This is a genomic window from Opitutus sp. sgz309028 (genome assembly GCF_059821195.1).
Genome location: NZ_JCAMRR010000001.1, coordinates 1,260,972 through 1,278,691, shown reverse-complemented (window position 1 = coordinate 1,278,691; position 17,720 = coordinate 1,260,972). Strand labels below are relative to the sequence as shown.

Annotated in this window: 14 protein-coding genes and 1 tRNA gene; 6 read left to right on the top strand and 9 right to left on the bottom strand. The window is 65.7% G+C overall.

The genetic code is table 11. The features are described from left to right. Positions 1-85: 85 nt before the first annotated feature. Complete coding sequence (locus tag AC6RV7_RS04910) at positions 86-1,663, bottom strand: methyl-accepting chemotaxis protein (protein ID WP_500092788.1); 1,578 nt, start codon at positions 1,661-1,663, stop codon at positions 86-88. A 134-nt stretch (positions 1,664-1,797) separates the two neighbouring features. Here AC6RV7_RS04910 and AC6RV7_RS04905 point away from each other — a divergent pair, with 134 nt between their 5' ends. Continuing rightward, entirely contained in the window at positions 1,798-2,532 is a 735-nt protein-coding gene (locus AC6RV7_RS04905) for an MBL fold metallo-hydrolase (protein ID WP_500092787.1), read from the top strand. Positions 2,533-2,544: 12 nt separating this feature from the next. Here AC6RV7_RS04905 and AC6RV7_RS04900 read toward each other — a convergent pair whose 3' ends face one another. The 8 genes from AC6RV7_RS04900 to AC6RV7_RS04865 all read right to left on the bottom strand — a co-directional run bounded on the left by AC6RV7_RS04900 (position 2,545) and on the right by AC6RV7_RS04865 (position 12,715). Next, positions 2,545-3,537: a dihydroorotate dehydrogenase-like protein gene (locus AC6RV7_RS04900; RefSeq protein WP_500092786.1), complete on the bottom strand. Its 993-nt coding sequence runs from the start codon at positions 3,535-3,537 to the stop codon at positions 2,545-2,547. A 108-nt stretch (positions 3,538-3,645) separates the two neighbouring features. Further along, a complete protein-coding gene (gene nifJ / locus AC6RV7_RS04895) occupies positions 3,646-7,260 on the bottom strand; it encodes a pyruvate:ferredoxin (flavodoxin) oxidoreductase (RefSeq protein WP_500092785.1) in 3,615 nt (1,204 codons plus the stop codon). Between the two features lie 152 nt (positions 7,261-7,412). Beyond that, positions 7,413-8,792, bottom strand: coding sequence for a glycoside hydrolase family 15 protein (locus AC6RV7_RS04890; RefSeq protein ID WP_500092784.1), 1,380 nt, complete (start codon positions 8,790-8,792; stop codon positions 7,413-7,415). A gap of 62 nt (positions 8,793-8,854) precedes the next feature. Then, positions 8,855-10,120 carry a cysteine desulfurase gene (locus tag AC6RV7_RS04885; protein ID WP_500092783.1) on the bottom strand — a complete coding sequence of 422 codons (1,266 nt, stop codon included), beginning with the start codon at positions 10,118-10,120 and terminating at the stop codon, positions 8,855-8,857. A gap of 7 nt (positions 10,121-10,127) precedes the next feature. Further along, positions 10,128-10,583, bottom strand: a complete 456-nt coding sequence (gene sufU, locus AC6RV7_RS04880; RefSeq protein WP_500092782.1) for a Fe-S cluster assembly sulfur transfer protein SufU — start codon at positions 10,581-10,583, stop codon at positions 10,128-10,130. A gap of 78 nt (positions 10,584-10,661) precedes the next feature. After that, on the bottom strand, positions 10,662-11,081 hold the full coding sequence (locus AC6RV7_RS04875; protein ID WP_500092781.1) for a 6-pyruvoyl trahydropterin synthase family protein: 420 nt from the start codon (positions 11,079-11,081) through the stop codon (positions 10,662-10,664). Positions 11,082-11,100: 19 nt separating this feature from the next. Continuing rightward, the gene (hemN, locus tag AC6RV7_RS04870; RefSeq protein ID WP_500092780.1) at positions 11,101-12,489 is read right to left on the bottom strand and encodes an oxygen-independent coproporphyrinogen III oxidase; all 1,389 of its coding nucleotides are present in this window, start codon (positions 12,487-12,489) and stop codon (positions 11,101-11,103) included. A gap of 136 nt (positions 12,490-12,625) precedes the next feature. Next, a tRNA-Ser gene (locus AC6RV7_RS04865) sits at positions 12,626-12,715 on the bottom strand. A 299-nt stretch (positions 12,716-13,014) separates the two neighbouring features. Here AC6RV7_RS04865 and nuoB point away from each other — a divergent pair. From nuoB to nuoF, 5 genes are all read left to right on the top strand, one after another. Continuing rightward, positions 13,015-13,530 carry an NADH-quinone oxidoreductase subunit NuoB gene (gene nuoB / locus AC6RV7_RS04860; protein WP_500092779.1) on the top strand — a complete coding sequence of 172 codons (516 nt, stop codon included), beginning with the start codon at positions 13,015-13,017 and terminating at the stop codon, positions 13,528-13,530. A 115-nt stretch (positions 13,531-13,645) separates the two neighbouring features. Further along, positions 13,646-14,269 (top strand): NADH-quinone oxidoreductase subunit C, encoded by a 624-nt coding sequence (locus tag AC6RV7_RS04855; RefSeq protein ID WP_500092778.1) that lies wholly within the window; start codon positions 13,646-13,648, stop codon positions 14,267-14,269. Between the two features lie 116 nt (positions 14,270-14,385). Further along, positions 14,386-15,627, top strand: coding sequence for an NADH dehydrogenase (quinone) subunit D (gene nuoD, locus AC6RV7_RS04850; RefSeq protein ID WP_500092777.1), 1,242 nt, complete (start codon positions 14,386-14,388; stop codon positions 15,625-15,627). A 114-nt stretch (positions 15,628-15,741) separates the two neighbouring features. Next, complete coding sequence (locus tag AC6RV7_RS04845; RefSeq protein ID WP_500092776.1) at positions 15,742-16,230, top strand: NADH-quinone oxidoreductase subunit NuoE family protein; 489 nt, start codon at positions 15,742-15,744, stop codon at positions 16,228-16,230. A gap of 41 nt (positions 16,231-16,271) precedes the next feature. Continuing rightward, positions 16,272-17,633 carry an NADH-quinone oxidoreductase subunit NuoF gene (gene nuoF / locus AC6RV7_RS04840; protein WP_500092775.1) on the top strand — a complete coding sequence of 454 codons (1,362 nt, stop codon included), beginning with the start codon at positions 16,272-16,274 and terminating at the stop codon, positions 17,631-17,633. The last annotated feature ends 87 nt before the right edge of the window (positions 17,634-17,720 follow it).

Below are 17,720 nucleotides of genomic sequence, written 5' to 3'. Positions count from 1 at the left end.
GCGGCGAGGCCCTGTTTGAGAGGGTGCTCTCGTTGTCCTGAGCGCGGCGGGGATTTGCCGCCGGGTTCGTTTTCGACCGGAGAGGTCAGTTCGCGAAAAAGGCGTCGTGCTCCGTTTTCGCCACGGCCGGCGTCCGGACGACATGCTCCGACCGGGTGGCGGTGGGCGGAGGGGTGGAAGGGCTGGCCGGGCGCCTCAGCGCGACGGCCTGGGCGCCGAGCTTGCCCCCGACGATGCGGCAAAGACCGACGACCGCTTCCTGCAGGGCGGTCGATTGCTGGCTCAGCTGTTCCGCGGCCGCGGCGGTTTCCTCGGCGTTGGCGGCATTGGATTGCGTGACCTTGTCCATCTGCGACACGGCTGTATTCACCTGCCCGATACCCTGGGTCTGCTCGTGCGAGGCGCCGGCAATCTCGGCGACGAGGGTGTCCATGCGACGCGCGCGCTCGACAATCTGTTGCAGCGATTCGGCGACCTGGGCGGAGATGCGGACGCCCTGTTCGCTCCGCGTCACCGAGTCCTCGATCTTGGCGGCGGTTTCCTTCGCCGCCTGGGCGGAGCGATGCGCGAGGGCGCGCACCTCCTCGGCAACGACGGCGAAACCCATGCCGGCCTCGCCGGCGCGCGCGGCTTCGACGGCGGCGTTGAGGGCGAGGATGTTGGTTTGAAACGCGATCTCGTCGATCGTCTTCACGATTTTCGCGATCTCGCCGGACGATTGCTTGATGGCATCCATCGCGGCGTTCATCTGCTCCATGTTGGCGGCGCCTTGCTCCGCGGCGGCGCGGGTTTCGCTGGCGACGTCCTTCGTTTGCGCCGCGTTGTCGGCGTTGCGCTGCGTCATGGAGGACAGTTCGTGCAGCGAGGCGCTGGTTTCCTCGATCGACGCGGCCTGTTCGCTCGCGCCTTCGGCCAGCGACTGGCTGCTGGAGGAAACCTGGTTGGCGGCGGCGGCGGCCTGGCCGGCGCCCTGCTCGAGCGTGCGGGTGATGGTTTCGAGCGGCTTGGCGAGCGACCGGGCGAAGAGCACGGCGCACACGAGCCCGGCGACGATGACACCGATGCTGCCCCACAAGGTGACACGGAGCAGGATCTGCGAGGAGGCTTCGCTCTCCTTCTCGCGCGCGAAGAGCAGTTGCTGCTCGGTGGCAATCGCGTCCGCGAACACGGCGCGGATGCCGTCGAAGATCTGTTTGCCGCCGCCACCGGCGGTGAAGATTCCCAACTGCTCGAAGCCGGCTTCGCCGGCGGAGACCTGGCGCCGCAGCGCGATGCCGCGTTCGGCGAACTCCGTTTCCCACTGGAGGGATCGGCCGCGAATGTCGTTCCATCGTGCGACCTGTTGCGGGTTGTCGTCGGTGAGCTGCAGAAGCGCATCCAGCCGGGCGCGATACGCGCTCTGGCCGGCCTGGTAGGGCTCGAGGAACTCGTCCTTGCCGGTGACCATGAAGCCGCGGAGACCGGTTTCCATGTTGACGAGTCCGGTCAGCGCGTCGTTCGCCGTAGCGACCACCTTGTTCGTGTGATCGACCCAGGCGGAGGTCTCCAGGTCACGCTTCGTGGTGCGATACGCAAACGCGTTGATGCAGGCAACCATCAGGAGGACGAACCCGAAGGTGACGAGGAGCCGTGACTGGACGTGAAGACGATGAAATGAATTCATGAAGAATGGCGCTTCATTCGGATGGAACGCCGGCGGCTGAAGGGCGGACACGGTGGAATTTGCGATCCTCGCGCTTTGTCGTGGAGTTGCATCGTCGTTGCGGTCGAAGACCGCGGGCGGAAGATGCCACTCATATGAATCCCGATCCCGAAACGACACGGGTGTGGCCGCCCGGCCTGCATCCGGTCCGCGGGTGGATGAGCGTGCCGCAGGTGCTGGTGGATGGCGACGGGGCGGTGTTGCTCGACACCGGATTCCCCGGCGATGACACGCGTATCCGCCGCGTCATGACGCGAGCTGGCGTCGGCCCGCGCGACGTGCGGGCGATCCTGCTGACGCACGGCCACATCGATCATGCGGGCAACGCCGCGGAACTGCGCGCGTGGACCGGCGCTCCGGTCTATGCGCATCCGGCGGAACAGCCGCATCTCGATGGCGCGTATCCCTATTCCGGCGCGGCGCGGGTTTGTGGCGTGCTGGAAGGCCTGGGACGCGCGGCGACGCGTTATCGGCGGGTGGCGATCGACGTCGAGCTGCACGACGGCCAGGACTTGCCGTTCTGGGGCGGCTTGCGCGTCGTGCATTTGCCGGGACACACCGTCGGGCATTGCGGGTTCTACAGCCTGCGGCACGACCTTCTTTTCAGCGGCGATCTCTGGGTGCGCTTCCTGATGCGCACGCAAGTGTCGCCGGCGATCTTTTCCGATGCGCTGGAGTTACGGCTCGCCAGCTTGCGCAAGGCCCGCGCGCTGGGTGCGCGCTGGATCGTGCCCGGTCACTATGATTTCCCGGACGCCGCGCGGCTGCTGCGGCGCTTCGAGGAGCTTTGCGCGGAGATCGAGCGGCGGCTGTCGCCGCGCGTGGTCTAGGTGCCGGACGCGTCAGATCCGCCAGCTCTGGAGAATGCGAACGTAATTGGCGCGCTCCAGCGCGGCAGGATCCGGACAACGGCTGAGGTTCATCGCGCCGCGGAATTCGGCGACGCTGCGGTAGTCGCGCTCGCTCATCCAGCGGCGCAGGTCCTGCAGCAGCGTGGTGACGATGCGCGGTCCGTGTTTCAGCAGGACAGAGACTGTCTGCACGGCGTGCGCGCCGGCGAGGATCGCCTTGATGACGTCCTCGCTCGAGTGGATGCCTCCGGACGCGATCAGCGATCCGCGGGTGTGGGGCGAGAGGATCGCGAGCCAGCGCAAGCGGAGCAGCAGCTCGTTGGAATCCGACAGCCGCAACGTCGGCTGCGCCTCCAGATCCTCGAGATTGAAGTCGGGTTGGTAAAAACGGTTGAAGAGGACGATGCCCGCAGCTCCGGCGCGATCGAGCTCCTGCGCGAACCACGGGAGGGCGGTGTGAAATGGCGACAGCTTCACGGCCACCGGCACGCGGACCGACTGGACCACGCTGCTCACCGTTTCGAGCATCGTGGCCTCGACGTCCTCGCTCGAAAGCGTAGGATCGGTGACGAGCTGATAGAGGTTCAGCTCGATCGCATTCGCGCCGGCCGATTCCATGCGCCGCGCGTAATCGATCCAGCCGCCGGGCCGCCGGCCGTTCAGCGAGCCGATGACGGGAATGGAAAGCTGGGATTTCAGGTGCTCGAGCTGACGCAGGTAATGGTCCGGCGTGAGTTGATACTCCTGCACCTGCGGGAAAAACGAAGACGCCTCGGAGAAGCTGTTCTCCGCGGTCTCGACGTTCTCGACCAGCGCCCGCTGCTCGGCGTCGATCTGTTCTTCGAACAACGAGCGCATCACGATCGCGGCGGCGCCCGCATCCTGGAGCTTGCGGGCGACATCGGCGTGGTCGCAGAACGGGGACGCGCCGACAACGAGCGGGTTGCTGAGCGGCAGTCCGAGATAGGTGGTCGATAAGTCCATGATGGGAGGAGTGAGCGGAGGCTCAGTCGCGCTCCTCGTCGGTGTGGCGCCACGCCAGGGGCAGGACGACCAGCAGCACGACGAGAAACGCGAGGGTGAGGTGCACGATCAGGAAGCGGCGGCGGGTTTCGAGGCGGGCGCGGGGCCGTGACCGTTGCCGCTGGCGGCGGGCGGGGTGGCGAGGCGCTGGTAGAGCGCGTAGTGCTGTTTCACATACGCCTGGGCCTCGGCGGCGAGTTCCTCGGCGCGGGCGGGCGCGATGTTCTTGAGGATCCCGAAACGCGTCTCGTTGGCGGTGAACTTGGCGAGGTCCTGCTTCGGCGGCGCGGAATCGAGCCGGAAGGCGGTTTCGCCCTTCGCGGCGAGTCGCGGGTCGTAGCGGAAGAGCGGCCAGTAGCCGGTGTCGACCGCGAGCTTCTGCTGCTCGAGGCCGAGGTGCAGCGGATAGCCGTGCGCGATGCAGTGCGAGTAGGCGATGATGAGCGCCGGGCCGTTGTAGGCTTCGGCCTCGCGGAAGGCGGCGAGCGTCTGGCTGTCCTTCGCGCCGAAGGCAACGCGCGCGACGTAGACGTGGCCGTATTGCATGGCGATGAGTGCCAGATCCTTTTTCGCGACGGGCTTGCCCGAGGAGGCGAACTTGGCGACGGCGCCGAGCGGCGTGGATTTCGAGGACTGGCCGCCGGTGTTCGAGTAAACCTCGGTGTCGAGCACGAGCACCTTCACGTTGGCGCCGGAGGCGAGCACGTGGTCCAGGCCGCCGTAACCGATGTCGTAGGCCCAACCGTCGCCACCGATGATCCACGTGGTTTTCTTGACGAGGTCGTCAGCGAGGGCGTCCAAGCGTCGAGCGACGGGATCGTCGCGCAGCGAGGAAAGCCGGGCGCGCAGCGCCACGACGCGTTCGCGCTGCAGCGCGATGCCGGACTCGGTGGATTGATCGGCGGTGGCAAGGGCGGTGACGAGTTCGTCGCCCAGTCGCGCCGCGAGACGGCTCAGCAGTTCGCGCGCGGTGCGGGCGCGTTGCTCGACCGCGAGGTGCAGGCCGAGACCGAATTCGGCGTTGTCCTCGAAGAGCGAGTTGGCCCACGCGGGGCCGCGGCCGTCGCTATTCGAGCAATACGGTGTGGTCGGCAGGTTGCCGCCGTAGATCGAGGAGCAGCCGGTGGCGTTGGCCATCAGCAGGCGGTCGCCGAAGAGCTGCGTGAGGAGCTTGAGGTAGGGCGTTTCGCCGCAGCCGGAGCAGGCGCCGGAGAATTCGATGAGCGGAGCGAGGAACTGCGAGTTCTTGATGGTCGACGAGTCCAGCTTCGTGCGGTCGGGATCGGGCAGCTTGGTGAAGAAATCCCAGTTCGCGCGCTGGGCGTCCAGCAGCGGAGCCTGCGGCGCCATGTCGATGGCCTTGTGGCGCGGGTTGGTTTTGTCCTTGGCCGGGCAAACCTGCACGCAAATCGAGCAGCCGGTGCAATCTTCGGGCGCGACCTGCAGCGTGTAGCGCTGGCCGGGAAACTCGTTGGAACGGAACGGCACCGAGAGAAAGTCCGCCGGCGCACCTTCGAGCGCGGCGGGTTCGACGAACTTCGCGCGGATCGCGGCGTGCGGGCAGACCATCGCGCACTTGTTGCACTGGATGCAGAGCGCGGCGTCCCACACCGGAATCTCGAGGGCGATGTTGCGCTTTTCGAAACGCGCGGTGCCGGTCGGCCAGCAGCCGTCGAGCGGCATGGCGCTGACGGGCATGAGATCGCCTTCGTTGGCGAGCAGGCGGGCGGTGACGCTGCGGACGAAGTCGGACGCGCCGGGATAGCTCGGCGGGACCGTGGCGCGGGCTTCGGAGTCCGGCGTCGCGGGAATCGCGACCTCCTTCAATCCGTCGAGCGCGGCGTCGACGGCGGCGTGGTTCATCTTGACGATCTGCTCGCCCTTTTTGCCGTAGGTTTTGGTGATCGCCTTCTTGATCTGCGCGATCGCCTCCTCCTGCGGGAGCACGCCGGACAGCGCGAAGAAACACGTCTGGAGCACGGTGTTCGTGCGCCGGCCCATGCCGCTGGCTTGGGAAACGTGCGTCGCATCGATCACGAACAATCTGAGCTTCTTCGCGATGAGCGTCGCCTGCCATTCGCGTGGAAGTTTCTTCCAGGTTTCCTCCGGCGAGTAGGGAGAGTTGAGCAGCACGGTCGCACCCGACGCGGCGTAGCCGAGCACCTCGGTGCGGCCGACGAAATTGAACTGGCTGCACGCGACGAAGCCGGCCTGGCGGATGAGATACGGCGCGCGAATCGGGCGCGGCCCGAAACGCAAATGCGAGGTCGTGACGGAGCCGGATTTCTTCGAATCGTAAACGAAATAGCCCTGGGCGTAGAACGGCGTCTGTTCGCCGATGATCTTGATCGAGTTCTTGTTCGCGCCGACGGTGCCGTCCGCGCCGAGGCCGACGAACACGCAGCGGCGGACATCGGCGGCTTCGAGATCGAAATCGGCGTCGAAATCGAGCGAGGTGCCGGTGACGTCATCCTTGATGCCGACGGTGAAGCGGTGCTTCGGCTCCCATTGCGCGAGGTTGTCGAACACGGCGCGGGCCATGCCGGGCGTGAACTCCTTCGAGCCGAGGCCGTAGCGGCCGCCGACGACGCGCGCGGAACCCGCGAGCGGAGATCGGCTTTCCGCGAGTGCGGTCACGACGTTCTGGAACAGCGGCTCGCCGATGCTGCCAGGCTCCTTCGTGCGATCGAGCACGGCGACGGCCTTGGTGGTCTTCGGCAAGGCGGCGAGGAAGGATTTGACGTGGAACTGCTGGAACAGCCGGACGGAGATGACGCCGACCTTTTCGCCGTGCGCGATCAGCCAGTCGGCGGTCTCGTTGAGCGTCTCGATGCTGCTGCCCATCGCGATCACGACGCGCTCGGCCTCCGGGTGGCCGTGGTAATCAAAAAGGTGATACGAGCGGCCGGTGAGTGCGGCGAGCTTGTCCATCGTTTCCTGCACGATGGCCGGCAGGGCGTCGTAGAACCGGTTCACGGCCTCGCGTCCCTGGAAATACACGTCGGGATTCTGCGCGGTGCCGCGGAGCGTCGGCCGGTCGGGCGTCATCGCCCGGGCGCGGAAGGCGGCGAGGTCCTTCTCGTCGATGAGGGCGCGCAGATCGTCGTCGGAGAACGGAGAGATCTTCTGCACCTCGTGGGAGGTGCGGAAGCCGTCGAAGAAATGGATGAACGGCACGCGGGCCCGGTAGCTGGCCACATGCGCGACGAGCGCGAGGTCCTGGGCTTCCTGCGGCGAGTTGCTGCAAAGCAGCGCGCAACCCGTGGCGCGGCAGGCCATGACGTCCTGGTGATCGCCGAAGATCGAAAGTCCCTGGGCGGCGAGGGCGCGCGCGCTCACGTGCAAGGTCAGCGGCAGCAGTTCGCCGGCGATCTTGTAGAGATTGGGGATCATCAGCAGGAGGCCCTGCGAGGCGGTGAACGTGGTCGTCAGCGCGCCGCCGAGCAGGCCGCCGTGGACGGAGCCGGCGACGCCGGCCTCGGATTGCAGCTGCACGACCCGCGGCACCTCGCCCCAGAGGTTCTTTTTCCCGGCGGCGGCCCATTCGTCGCACGATTCGGCCATCGCGGACGATGGGGTGATCGGATAAATCGCGATCAATTCGTTGAGCCGGTAGGCGACCGAGGCCACGGCCTCGTTGGCGTCGCAGATGGCGAAAGCGGGTTTGCGAGCGGAAGAATTCATGGAAAGCGCGCCCGTCGGGGTCGCCGGTGGGGCGCTTTCATCTTCGCAATCCTCGGCGTCACGGGCTGCGCATCCGTTGGCTTTGCCGCCGCAGAAGTTGGCGGAAGGCGCCAAAAAACGCGGGCCGACGAACGCCCGCCCGGTCGGCCGGATCAGCGCAACCGCAGTTGCGAGAAATTGGCGGACGAACGGTGCCAGGCTTCGCGCTCCAGGATGGCCGTGAGCAGCGCGGCGTAGCTCCAGCTGTGATCGCGGGCGGAGCGCGGCGCACCGGTGTCGCCGTCGAATTGGAACGCCACGAGACCGTCCGCGCCGATCTGCTCCAAGGCCGTCGACAGGAACGCTTCGCCTTTGCGCGCAAAGGCTTCGGCGAGCGTGCCGTCCGGCAGCGGGAAAGACGCGTCGCGCTCGAGGGGGCTCCCGAGGACGTCTTCCAACGTGGCCCGCCGGTCGCGGTCAGCGATCAATTCGCCTTCCGGCCCGTCGCGCAGGGCGCGGGCGATCCGGAAGCAGTGCTCGGCGCGCGCCGCGGTGGCGATGAAGGAGCCCCGGCCGGCCGCGGCATCGGCGGGGTGGCGTCCGAGCGCGGGGCCGCGGACGTGCCGCTGATTCAGCGGCAGAGTCCGGCGGAAATATTCCTCGAACGAATGGGCGGTGCTCCAGAGGCGCTCATCGAGGGGTGAGAACGCGCCGTCCCGGAGTCGGGCATGGTTGGCCGCCAGCACGAATGCGATGTCCAGCCCCACACGGGGCTCGGTCACGGGATCGCCCTGCTGGTCGAAGAGGGCGCCGTCGCTGAAGGCATAGGCCCGGTCCGCCTCGCGCCAGTGCGCCGCGAGGTCGCGGCGTAGTTGTTTGACGGATGCAGACCACAGCGGGTGGGCCTGGCCGCCGAAGACGCGGATGCCCGCCTCCAGCGCTCCCAGTTGCACGACGCGCGTGTAGTAGTGGAATCCGTAGGACGTCTCCCAGAGGTCGAAACTGCGCGCGCTGCAGGTCCGGCCGACACTATCGAGATCGCGCTCCACGACGATGCGCGACAGCGGCTCGATTTCCGCCGATAGCTTCCCGCGCTGCAGCTCGCGATAGCGCATGAGCGCGAGCGCCCGCAGCGCCGGGCCGACGTGTTGCGGACGCGGCCAATCGGACACGTCGAGCGTGCCGGCGACGTTGTAGCGCGTATCGCTGAGGCCGTATTTCGAGGGCAGCGACTGCAGCTTCGCGACGAGCCGCACGTGGTTCTCGAGGAAGCGCGTGAGCGCGTCGTCCGCGGGCGTGTTCTCGACATACGGCAGCAGCTGCACAAGCGCGTCGACCACGAGCGCGGCGTCGCGCGTCCAGTGAAAATACAGGTTCGGGTCGTAACGCGACGGCGCGGCGAGCACCGAGCCGAGATCGCCGACCGCGAGATTGCGGCCGAGCCTTGGCAGCGAGCGGTCGAGGAACTGTTGGACGCGCGCGTCGAGGTCCGACGGCTGCGCCCACACGGGCGCGAGGACGCAGCAAAACAGAAGGAAGCGGAGGAGACGCACGAAAAGGGTAAGGCGGCGCGCCGCGTGAAACACGCGGCGCGAAGAAGCGGCCGGCGCGACGTTCAGCCGGCGAAGAACTTCAGGATGCGCTGGAGGCTGGCGACGAGCACGTCGATTTCCTCCGGCGTGTTGTAAACGTAGAAGCTCGCGCGCGTCGTGCTGGTCAGGCCGAGCTTGCGCATCAGCGGCTGGTTGCAGTGATGCCCGCCGCGCAGCGCGAGGCCGTCCTCGTCGGCGAAGGTGACGACGTCGTGCGCGTGCACGTCGGCGAACGCGAAGCTCACGAGTCCGCTGCGATCGGTCCGCGGCCCGAGGAGGCGGATGCCCGGCAGTGCAGAGAGTTTCTCGTAGGCGAGCTGGGCGAGCTCGGTGTCGTGCCGCGCGATCGCGACGCGATCGAGACCATCGAGATAATCGCAGGCGGCGGCGAAGGCGGTGGCGTCGGCGAAATTCGGCGTGCCGGCCTCGAAGCGTTCGGGTGACGGTTTCCAGCGCGCGGTCGTGTAATCGACCTGGGCGATCATGCCGCCGCCGCCCTGGTAAGGCGGCATCGCGTCGAGGAGTTTTTGCCGGCCGTAAAGCGCGCCGATGCCGGTCGGGCCGGCCATCTTGTGCGCGGAAAACGCGTAGAAATCGCAGCCGATCGCGCGGACATCGACCGGCATGTGGCCGATCGATTGCGCGCCGTCGACGACGGTCACGATGCCGCGCGCGCGCGCCTCGGCGCAGAGCGAAGCGGCGGGGTTGATCACGCCGAGTGTGTTGGAAACGTGAGTGAACGCGAAGACCTTCACCTCGGGCGTGAGCAGTGCGTCGAGTTGCGCGAGGTCGAGTCCGCCCTCGGCATCGGCGCCGACGACCGGCACGAAACGGAGCGTCGCGCCGGTGCGCTGGGCGAGGAGCTGCCACGGCACGAGATTGGAATGGTGCTCCATCTCGGTGAGCAGGATGACGTCGCCGGCTTTCAGATTCGCGCCGCCCCAGCTCGAGGCGACGAGGTTGATCGATTCCGTGGTGCCGCGCGTGAAGACGATCTCGGCGGGATCGGCGGCGTTGACGAATTTCGCGACGCGGGCGCGCGCGCCTTCATACGCGTCAGTGGCGCGCATCGAGAGCGCATGCAGGCCGCGATGGACGTTGCTGTTGTCACGTTCGTAGAAGCGGGACAACGCGTCGATGACGACGCGCGGTTTTTGCGACGTCGCGGCACTGTCGAGATACACGAGCGGCTTGCCGTGGACCTGCTGGTGGAGCGTGGGAAAATCGGCGCGGACGTCGCGCCAGGCGGCGCGGGGATCCGGGTGCGGGAGGCCGGAGGCTGGGTTCACGGAAAAATCAGTCGGTGTGGCTTTCGGTGGTGGTCGTGGTCGGATCGTTCTTCAGCGCGTTGAGCGCAGCGTGCCAGCCGAGCGTCGCGCACTTGATCCGGGCGGGAAACGCATGCACGCCGGCGAAGGCCGCGAGATCGCTGATCTCCTCGGGCGGCTGGCCGGTGGTGACGATGTCCTTGAACTGCTCGTAAAGGTTTTCCGCCTCGGCGGCGGTCTTGCCTTTCAGCTGCGTCGTCATCAGCGACGCGCTCGCCTGCGAAATCGCGCACCCGGAGCCGTCGAACGTGATCTCCGCGATGCGATCGCCGTCCAGCCGCAGGTAGACATTGCACTGGTCGCCGCAGGACGGGTTGTCGCCGTGCGCGACGCGATTTGCGGTGGGCAGTGCGCCGCGGTTTCGCGGGCGCTTGTTATGATCGAGGATGACCTGCTGGTAGAGCTCGGTGAGATCGGCGGACATGGCGTGGAAAACCGAATCTCGCGCGGCCGCCCACCGTTGGCAACTCGCGAGAAGGGACGCGCCCCGGCGCGGGCGACGCTATTCCCAGTATTCGCCCCAGCTCGTCGCGGTCTCGGTGACGCGCACGCGTTCGAGCTTCGCGTGAGGTAGTTGCAGCCGGGCGCGCACGGCGCGGAAGATCTCCCGCGCGAGCACTTCCGTGGTCGGGTCGGTGTTTTCGAACGGAATCACGCGCTCGCCGTAGGCGGCGTGAAGTTCGGCGAAACGCGGATCGGCGGTGTTGAGCGCGAACGTGTGATCGAAGCGCTCGACGGCCGCGGCGGCGGCGGCCTTGAGGGCCTTGAAATCGCACACCATGTCGTTGGGGTCGAGGGCGTCGCTCGTGACGACGATCTCGATCGTGCGGCTGTGACCGTGCGGGAAGCGGCAGCCGCCCGCATGTTTCGTGAGCAGGTGGCCGCTTTCGACGGTGAAGGATTTGGCGATGCGAAACGGCATGCGACGCAGGCGGCAGCCGTTAAATCGTTTTGGAGTGACGGTGCGCGCTGCCCGCGAGGTAGGCGTCGAAGCGCATCGCGATCACGCGCAGCAGCGGCGCGCCGAGCGTGGTCACGCGCACGCCGGTGGCGTCGCGTTGCAGGAGACCGTCGGCCTCGAGATCCGCGAGCGAGGCGATCTCGGTGGCGTAGCGTTCGCCGAAGTTGAAACCGAAGGTTTGCGACAGCGCCGCGTAGTCGAGCCGGCGGTCGCACATCAGCTTCATGACGATGCTGCGGCGGCGAACATCCTCGTCGGACAGACGTAGTCCGCGTTCGGTCGGCAGCTGGCCAGCGTCGAGCGCGGCGCGCCAGGCGGGGAGGGTTTTGTGATTCTGCCGATACGTCGTCGGCGTCGACGAAATTGAGGACATGCCGAAGCCGTAGAGCGAGGCGCCGGCGTGCGTGCTGTAGCCTTGGAAATTGCGGTGGAGGGTGCCGTTGCGCTGGGCGACGGCGAGTTCGTCGTTGGGCCGGGCGAAGTGATCGAGGCCGATGTCGATGTAGCTGGCGGCAGTGAGCTTGGCGTGTGCGAGCGCGAACATCGCGAGCTTTTCCTCCGCGGTGGGCAACTGATCGCGATCGTCGAAGATCTTTTGCGCGGGTTTGATCCACGGCACGTGAGCGTAGCTGAAAACGGAGAGCCGGTCGGCGCCGAGCTCGAGGACATCGTCGATGGTCTTGTCGAACGAGGATGCGGTCTGGAGCGGCAGACCGTGGATGAGATCGACGTTGATCGAGGTGAAGCCGTTGGAGCGCAGCCATTCGAACGCCTGCTGGTTCTGCGAGTGCGGCTGGATGCGGTGAATGGCGAGCTGGACGCGCGGATTCGTGTCCTGGACGCCGAGCGAGGCGCGGGTGACGCCGATCTCGCGCAGGGCGACGATGTGGTCGAGCGTCAGCCGCCGCGGATCAATCTCGACGCTGAACTCGGTGTCGGGGCGGAGATTGAAGGAGTCGTGCAGCAATGCCCCGAGCCGGCGCAGCTGGTCGGGCGGGAAGAATGTCGGCGTGCCGCCGCCGAGATGGATCTGGGCGACGGGCCGCGAGCGATCGAGGCGCGCGGCGGTGAGGCTCACTTCGCGGACCAGGTCGTCGAGGTATTCCTTGGCCGAGTCGCGGCGGCGGGTGATGACGGTCGTGCAACCGCAGAACCAGCAGCGCGTTTCGCAGAACGGCAGGTGGAAGTAGAGCGAGAGCGGCGTGGCGCCGCGGGCGTTGTCCTCGGCGATGGCGCCCTCGAGATCGAGGGACGCGAGGTCGTCGGTAAACTGCGTCGCGGGCGGGTAAGAGGTGTAGCGCGGGCCGGGAACAGAGTATTTGCGAACGAGATCGAGGTCGATCGGGGCAGCGCCGCTGGGCACGGACATTTCTTGCGGGGAAATCATGGTGTGTGTCCGCCACTGTGCCAGTGTCTGGCGGATCCCGCTGCGCGCAGTTTGGCTTTGGGTGTGCGGTTTTTGGACTCCGCTCGAAAACCAAATACCGGCCTTAAACGAAAAAGACTGGCGGAGAGGGAGGGATTCGAACCCTCGGTAGGGTTTCCCCTACACGTGATTTCCAATCACGCACATTCGACCACTCTGCCACCTCTCCGGGTGTCCTGACGCCCCGTTCCAAACGGGGCCGCCATCTGTCGAAGGGGCGAAAGCAAAGTTGCCGCGGGCCGCGGGTCAACGAGGAATTGCCGGGGAGGCCGCCGATCCGACTGAAAACGTCCTTCAGAGCGCGTGAGGACCGCGTGCCGCGCTTGGCGTTTGCGTTAATGTGGTCAGGTTAGTTGCACGTGCCCGCCACGTTCGAAGACGAACTAATTTTTCCAAAACCGTCTTGCGCGAGGGGTGACCCCCATCAACCCTGCGACGGATTTTCCCTTTTCACACGCATCCTTTCACATGGTCTCGTCGAACACTGAACTAGCCTACAACAGCCGCATCGAGGGCGAGGTGGTCGTCTCGCGGGCCGACGCGGTCGTGAACTGGATCCGCACGAATTCGATCTGGCCGATGCCGATGGGCCTGGCTTGTTGCGCGATCGAGCTGATGGCGGTGGGCAACGGACGCTTCGACATCGCGCGCTTCGGCGCGGAGGTGATGCGTTTCTCCCCGCGGCAATCCGACTGCATGATCGTCGCGGGCACGGTGACCTACAAGATGGCCCCGCAGCTGCGTCGCATTTACGATCAGATGATGGCGCCGAAATGGGTGATCGCGATGGGCGCCTGCGCGAGTTCGGGCGGCATGTATCGCAGTTACGCGACCTTGCAGGGCGTAGACCGCATCGTGCCGGTGGACGTCTATATCAGCGGCTGCCCGCCGCGTCCCGAGGCGATCCTCGACGCGATCATCAAGCTGCAGGCGAAGATCCGGAAAGAGCCGGCCGCGAAAAACCTGTTCAAGGAGTCGGCTTGATGCAGCCCATGACCGGGAGTCCGGTGCTCCGAGTGAGCAGGCCAGCCCGCTGGCGGGCGCGTCAGCGAAGGTCCGGCTCTCAGCCCTCAGCTCTCAACTTTCAGCTTTTGATCACATGACCGCACCTGTCGATGCCGCCACCACGCTGAAGGGACGCTTCCCGCAGGCTGCCGACCGACCGAGCAGCGATCACGCCGCGCTCAACGTGCCGGTCGGCGATCTCGTGTCGGTGCTGAAAACCCTGCGCGACGAGCTCGGCTACAACTTCCTCGCCGATCTGACGGCGATCGACAACGGCGAGAACGTATCGCCCCGCTTCACCGTGGTGTATCACGTGTATTCCACCGCCACGGCGCAATATGTGCGCGTCGCGGCGGACTGCGCCGACGATACCGATCCGTCGGTGCCGAGCGTGGTGGCCCTCTGGCCGGCGGCGAACTGGCACGAGCGGGAATGCTACGACATGTTCGGCATCAAGTTTGCCGGACACCCGGATCTGCGGCGCATCCTCATGTGGGACGGCTATCCCGGATGGCCGTTGCGCAAGGAGTTTCCGCTGGCGGGCGTCGAGACGGCGCTGCCCGATCCCGAGATCGCGACCAACACGGGCACGCCGGTGATCCCCGCGCCGATGGCTGGTGGCCCCTTCGTCGCATCGTCGGGCGAAATCAACCTCACCGAAGCCGAGCCACGCGCGAAAGACGAGAGCTGGAACGAGCGCGTGGAGAAACCGCTTTGAATTCTTAACCACGAAACACACGAAAAACACGAAATGAAACCCTCCGGACCCACGCCTCCAACGCGGATCGAGTTTCGTGTAGTTCGTGTGTTTCGTGGTTTTCAAATTTCCGCCTAATGGCCACTGAATTTTCCGTTCCCGAGTCCGCTGCCAAGATCGCCGCCGCTCCCGGCGTCGAGCCGGAGTTTGCCGGCGACAAGATGTCGCTCTCCATGGGCCCGTCGCACCCGTCGACGCACGGCGTGCTGCGCATCCAGATGGAACTCGACGGCGAGATCCTGACCAAGGCCGATCCAATTATTGGATACCTGCACCGCGGCGACGAGAAGATCGCGGAGAACATGACCTACAACCAGTTCGTGCCTTACACGGACCGGTTGGACTACCTCGCGCCGCTAGCCAACAACATGGCCTACGCGATCGCGGTCGAAAATCTGGCCGGCCTCACGGTGCCGCCGCGCTGCCAGGCGATCCGCGTGATCACCGCGGAGATGGCGCGCATCTCGTCGCATCTGATGGGGCTCGGCGCCTTCGGCCTCGATGTCGGCGCGTGGACCGTCCTCGTGCTGTCGCTCAACCAGCGCGAACATCTCTACAAGCTCTTCGAAGAGCTCACCGGCGCGCGCTTCACCACGAGCTTCACGCGCATCGGCGGCGTCACGCGCGATATCCCGCCCGGCTGGCTCGATGGCGTGGGCAAGTTCTGCGACCAGTTTCTTCCCGCGCTCGAGGAGATCCTCGCGCTGCTGACCCGCAACAAGATCTTCACTGACCGCACGGTCGACGTCGGCGTCATCACGAAGGAAGACGTTTACGCCTACGGCCTGACGGGCCCGAATGCGCGCGGCAGCGGCGTCGCGACCGATCTGCGCAAGGACCGGCCTTACTCCGGCTACGAGCAATACGAGTTCGACGTGCCGGTCGGCACGAAGGGCGATTGCTACGATCGCTACCTCGTTCGCGGCGAGGAGATGCGCCAGTCGGTGCGGATCATTCGCCAGGTGATCAAGACCTTCCCCGGCGGCGACTGGTATGCGAAGGACGCGCGGAAGATCTTCGCGCCGCCGAAGGGCAAGATTCTCTCCTCGATGGAGGAGCTGATTCAGAATTTCATGCTCGTGACCGAAGGCCCGCAGATGCCGGCCGGCGAAGTTTACTTCGAGGCGGAAAACCCGAAGGGCATTCTCGGCTTCTACGTCGTGAGCAAGGGCGGCGGTGTGCCGTGGCGCCTGAAGATCCGTTCACCCTCGTTCTGCAACCTGTCGATCGTGCCGAAACTGTGCACCGGCATTCTCATTTCGGACGTCGTCGCGATCCTCGGCTCGCTCGATTTCGTGATGGGCGAGTGCGACCGATGAAAACCAGTAGCGAGCATGAAGTAGCGAGTAGCGAGCATCCGGGCTGCGGATGCGTTGACTTACGTTTGGGCTACTCGCTACCCGCTGCTCACTACTCGCTACTTTTCCGCTAGAATGAATCTTAAACCTGAAACCCTCCAGCGCATCGACGAGGTGATCACGCATTACCCGTCGAAGCGGAGCGCCACGCTGCCGTTGTTGCACCTCATCCAGGAGGACCTCGGCTACATCCCGCCCGAGACATTCGAGTGGGTCGCGGCGAAGCTCGAGATTCAGCCGATCAACGTCTATGACGTGGTGACGTTCTACCCGATGTTCCGGCAGAAGCCGATCGGCCGCCGCCACATCAAGGTCTGCCGCACGCTCTCCTGCGCGCTGCGCGGCGGCTACAAGACCTGCGCCGAGTTCGAGAAGCAGTTCGACACGAAGGTCGGCGAGATTTCGCCCGACGGCGAAGTCACCGTCGAGTTCGTCGAATGCCTCGCCAGCTGCGGCACCGCCCCCGTCGTGCTCATCGACGACGATCTCCACGAAAACGTCGACTGCGCGAAAGCGAAGCAGCTCAGCGACCAGATCAAAAAAGAGGCCGCGCAGCGCCGCTGACCTTCTTTCAACTCTCAGCCATCGACTCTCAACTGGTCGTCATGCCCATTCCCGAACAACGCCGCATCATCTTCCGTCACATCGACGAGCCCGGCTACACCAACGACATCGAGTGCTACGTGCGCAACGGTGGCTACGAGGTATTGAAGAAGGCCGTCACGATGCAGCCGCAGGCGATCATCGACGAGGTCAAGAAGTCCGGCCTGCGCGGTCGCGGCGGCGCGGGTTTCCCTTGCGGCGTGAAGTGGGGCCTTGTTGACCGCAAGAGCGGCAAGCCGATTTATCTCATCGTCAACGCCGACGAGTCCGAGCCCGGCACGTTCAAGGATCGCTACATCATCCATCAGGACCCGCACCAGCTGATCGAGGGCACGATGATCTCGTGCTTCGCGAACAACGTGCAGCAGGCCTATATCTACATTCGCGGCGAGATGCCTCACGGCGCGCGCATCCTCGAGCGCGCGATCCAGGAGGCCCGTGACAAGGGCTTCGTGGGCCAGAACATTCTCGGCACCGGTTATTCGTGCGACATCTTCGTCCATCGCGGCGCCGGCGCCTACATCTGCGGCGAAGAAACCGGCCTGATCGAATCGCTCGAGGGCAAGCGCGCCAACCCGCGCATCAAACCGCCGTTCTTCCCCGCGGTGCTCGGCCTCTACCAGTGCCCGACGATCGTCAACAACGTCGAGACGCTCTGCCACGTGAAATACATCGCGGAGCACGGCGGCGACGCCTTCGCGAAGATCGGCACGCCCAACAACACCGGCACGCGTATCTTCTGCGTCTCCGGCCACGTGCAGCGTCCTGGCTATTACGAATTTGAGACCGGCAAGATCACGATGGGGCAGCTGCTCTACGACGTCTGCGGCGGCCCGCTGCCGGGACGCACGTTCAAGGCGGTGATTCCCGGCGGCTCGTCCGCGAAAATCATGCGCTTCGGCGAACGCTACAAGGGCAAGCGCAAGGTCGGCGCCGACCTGGTCGATTACGATTGGGGCGTCGAGGACGTGCCGATGGATTTCGATTCGCTCGCGCTCATCGGCACGATGGGCGGCTCCGGCGGAGTGATCGTGATGGACGACTCCGTCAACATGGTCGAGGCGCTGGCCAACATCAACGCGTTCTACTCGCACGAGAGCTGCGGCCAGTGCACGCCGTGCCGCGAGGGCTCGCTGTGGATGAAGCGCATCACCACGCGCATGGTGCACGGCAACGCCCGCGAGGAGGATGCCACGCTGCTGAAGAGCGTCGCCGACCAGATTCCCGGCCGCACGATCTGCGCCTTCGGCGAAGCGTGCTCCTGGCCAACGCAGAGCTTCATCGCGAAGTTCGGCGACGAATTCAAAACCTACCACGAAACCAAGAAGGCGCCCAAGTCGGCCGATGCGCCCGAATTGGTCTGAAGTTGTTAACCACGAAATACACGAAACACACGAAAATCAGATGAACCCGAAACGGCCGAAGTCCTCTTCCGACTTTCGTGTATTTCG

Bases quoted from the DNA above. Each gene is read 5' to 3' on its own strand.
- AC6RV7_RS04875 (WP_500092781.1), bottom strand. From the start codon at position 11,081: ATGCCGTTTCGCATCGCCAAATCCTTCACCGTCGAAAGCGGCCACCTG.
- nuoD (WP_500092777.1), top strand. From the start codon at position 14,386: ATGGCCACTGAATTTTCCGTTCCCGAGTCCGCTGCCAAGATCGCCGCC.
- AC6RV7_RS04910 (WP_500092788.1), bottom strand. From the start codon at position 1,663: ATGAATTCATTTCATCGTCTTCACGTCCAGTCACGGCTCCTCGTCACC.
- nuoB (WP_500092779.1), top strand. From the start codon at position 13,015: ATGGTCTCGTCGAACACTGAACTAGCCTACAACAGCCGCATCGAGGGC.
- hemN (WP_500092780.1), bottom strand. From the start codon at position 12,489: ATGTCCGTGCCCAGCGGCGCTGCCCCGATCGACCTCGATCTCGTTCGC.
- sufU (WP_500092782.1), bottom strand. From the start codon at position 10,583: ATGTCCGCCGATCTCACCGAGCTCTACCAGCAGGTCATCCTCGATCAT.
- AC6RV7_RS04900 (WP_500092786.1), bottom strand. From the start codon at position 3,537: ATGGACTTATCGACCACCTATCTCGGACTGCCGCTCAGCAACCCGCTC.
- nuoF (WP_500092775.1), top strand. From the start codon at position 16,272: ATGCCCATTCCCGAACAACGCCGCATCATCTTCCGTCACATCGACGAG.
- AC6RV7_RS04855 (WP_500092778.1), top strand. From the start codon at position 13,646: ATGACCGCACCTGTCGATGCCGCCACCACGCTGAAGGGACGCTTCCCG.
- nifJ (WP_500092785.1), bottom strand. From the start codon at position 7,260: ATGAATTCTTCCGCTCGCAAACCCGCTTTCGCCATCTGCGACGCCAAC.
- AC6RV7_RS04905 (WP_500092787.1), top strand. From the start codon at position 1,798: ATGAATCCCGATCCCGAAACGACACGGGTGTGGCCGCCCGGCCTGCAT.
- AC6RV7_RS04845 (WP_500092776.1), top strand. From the start codon at position 15,742: ATGAATCTTAAACCTGAAACCCTCCAGCGCATCGACGAGGTGATCACG.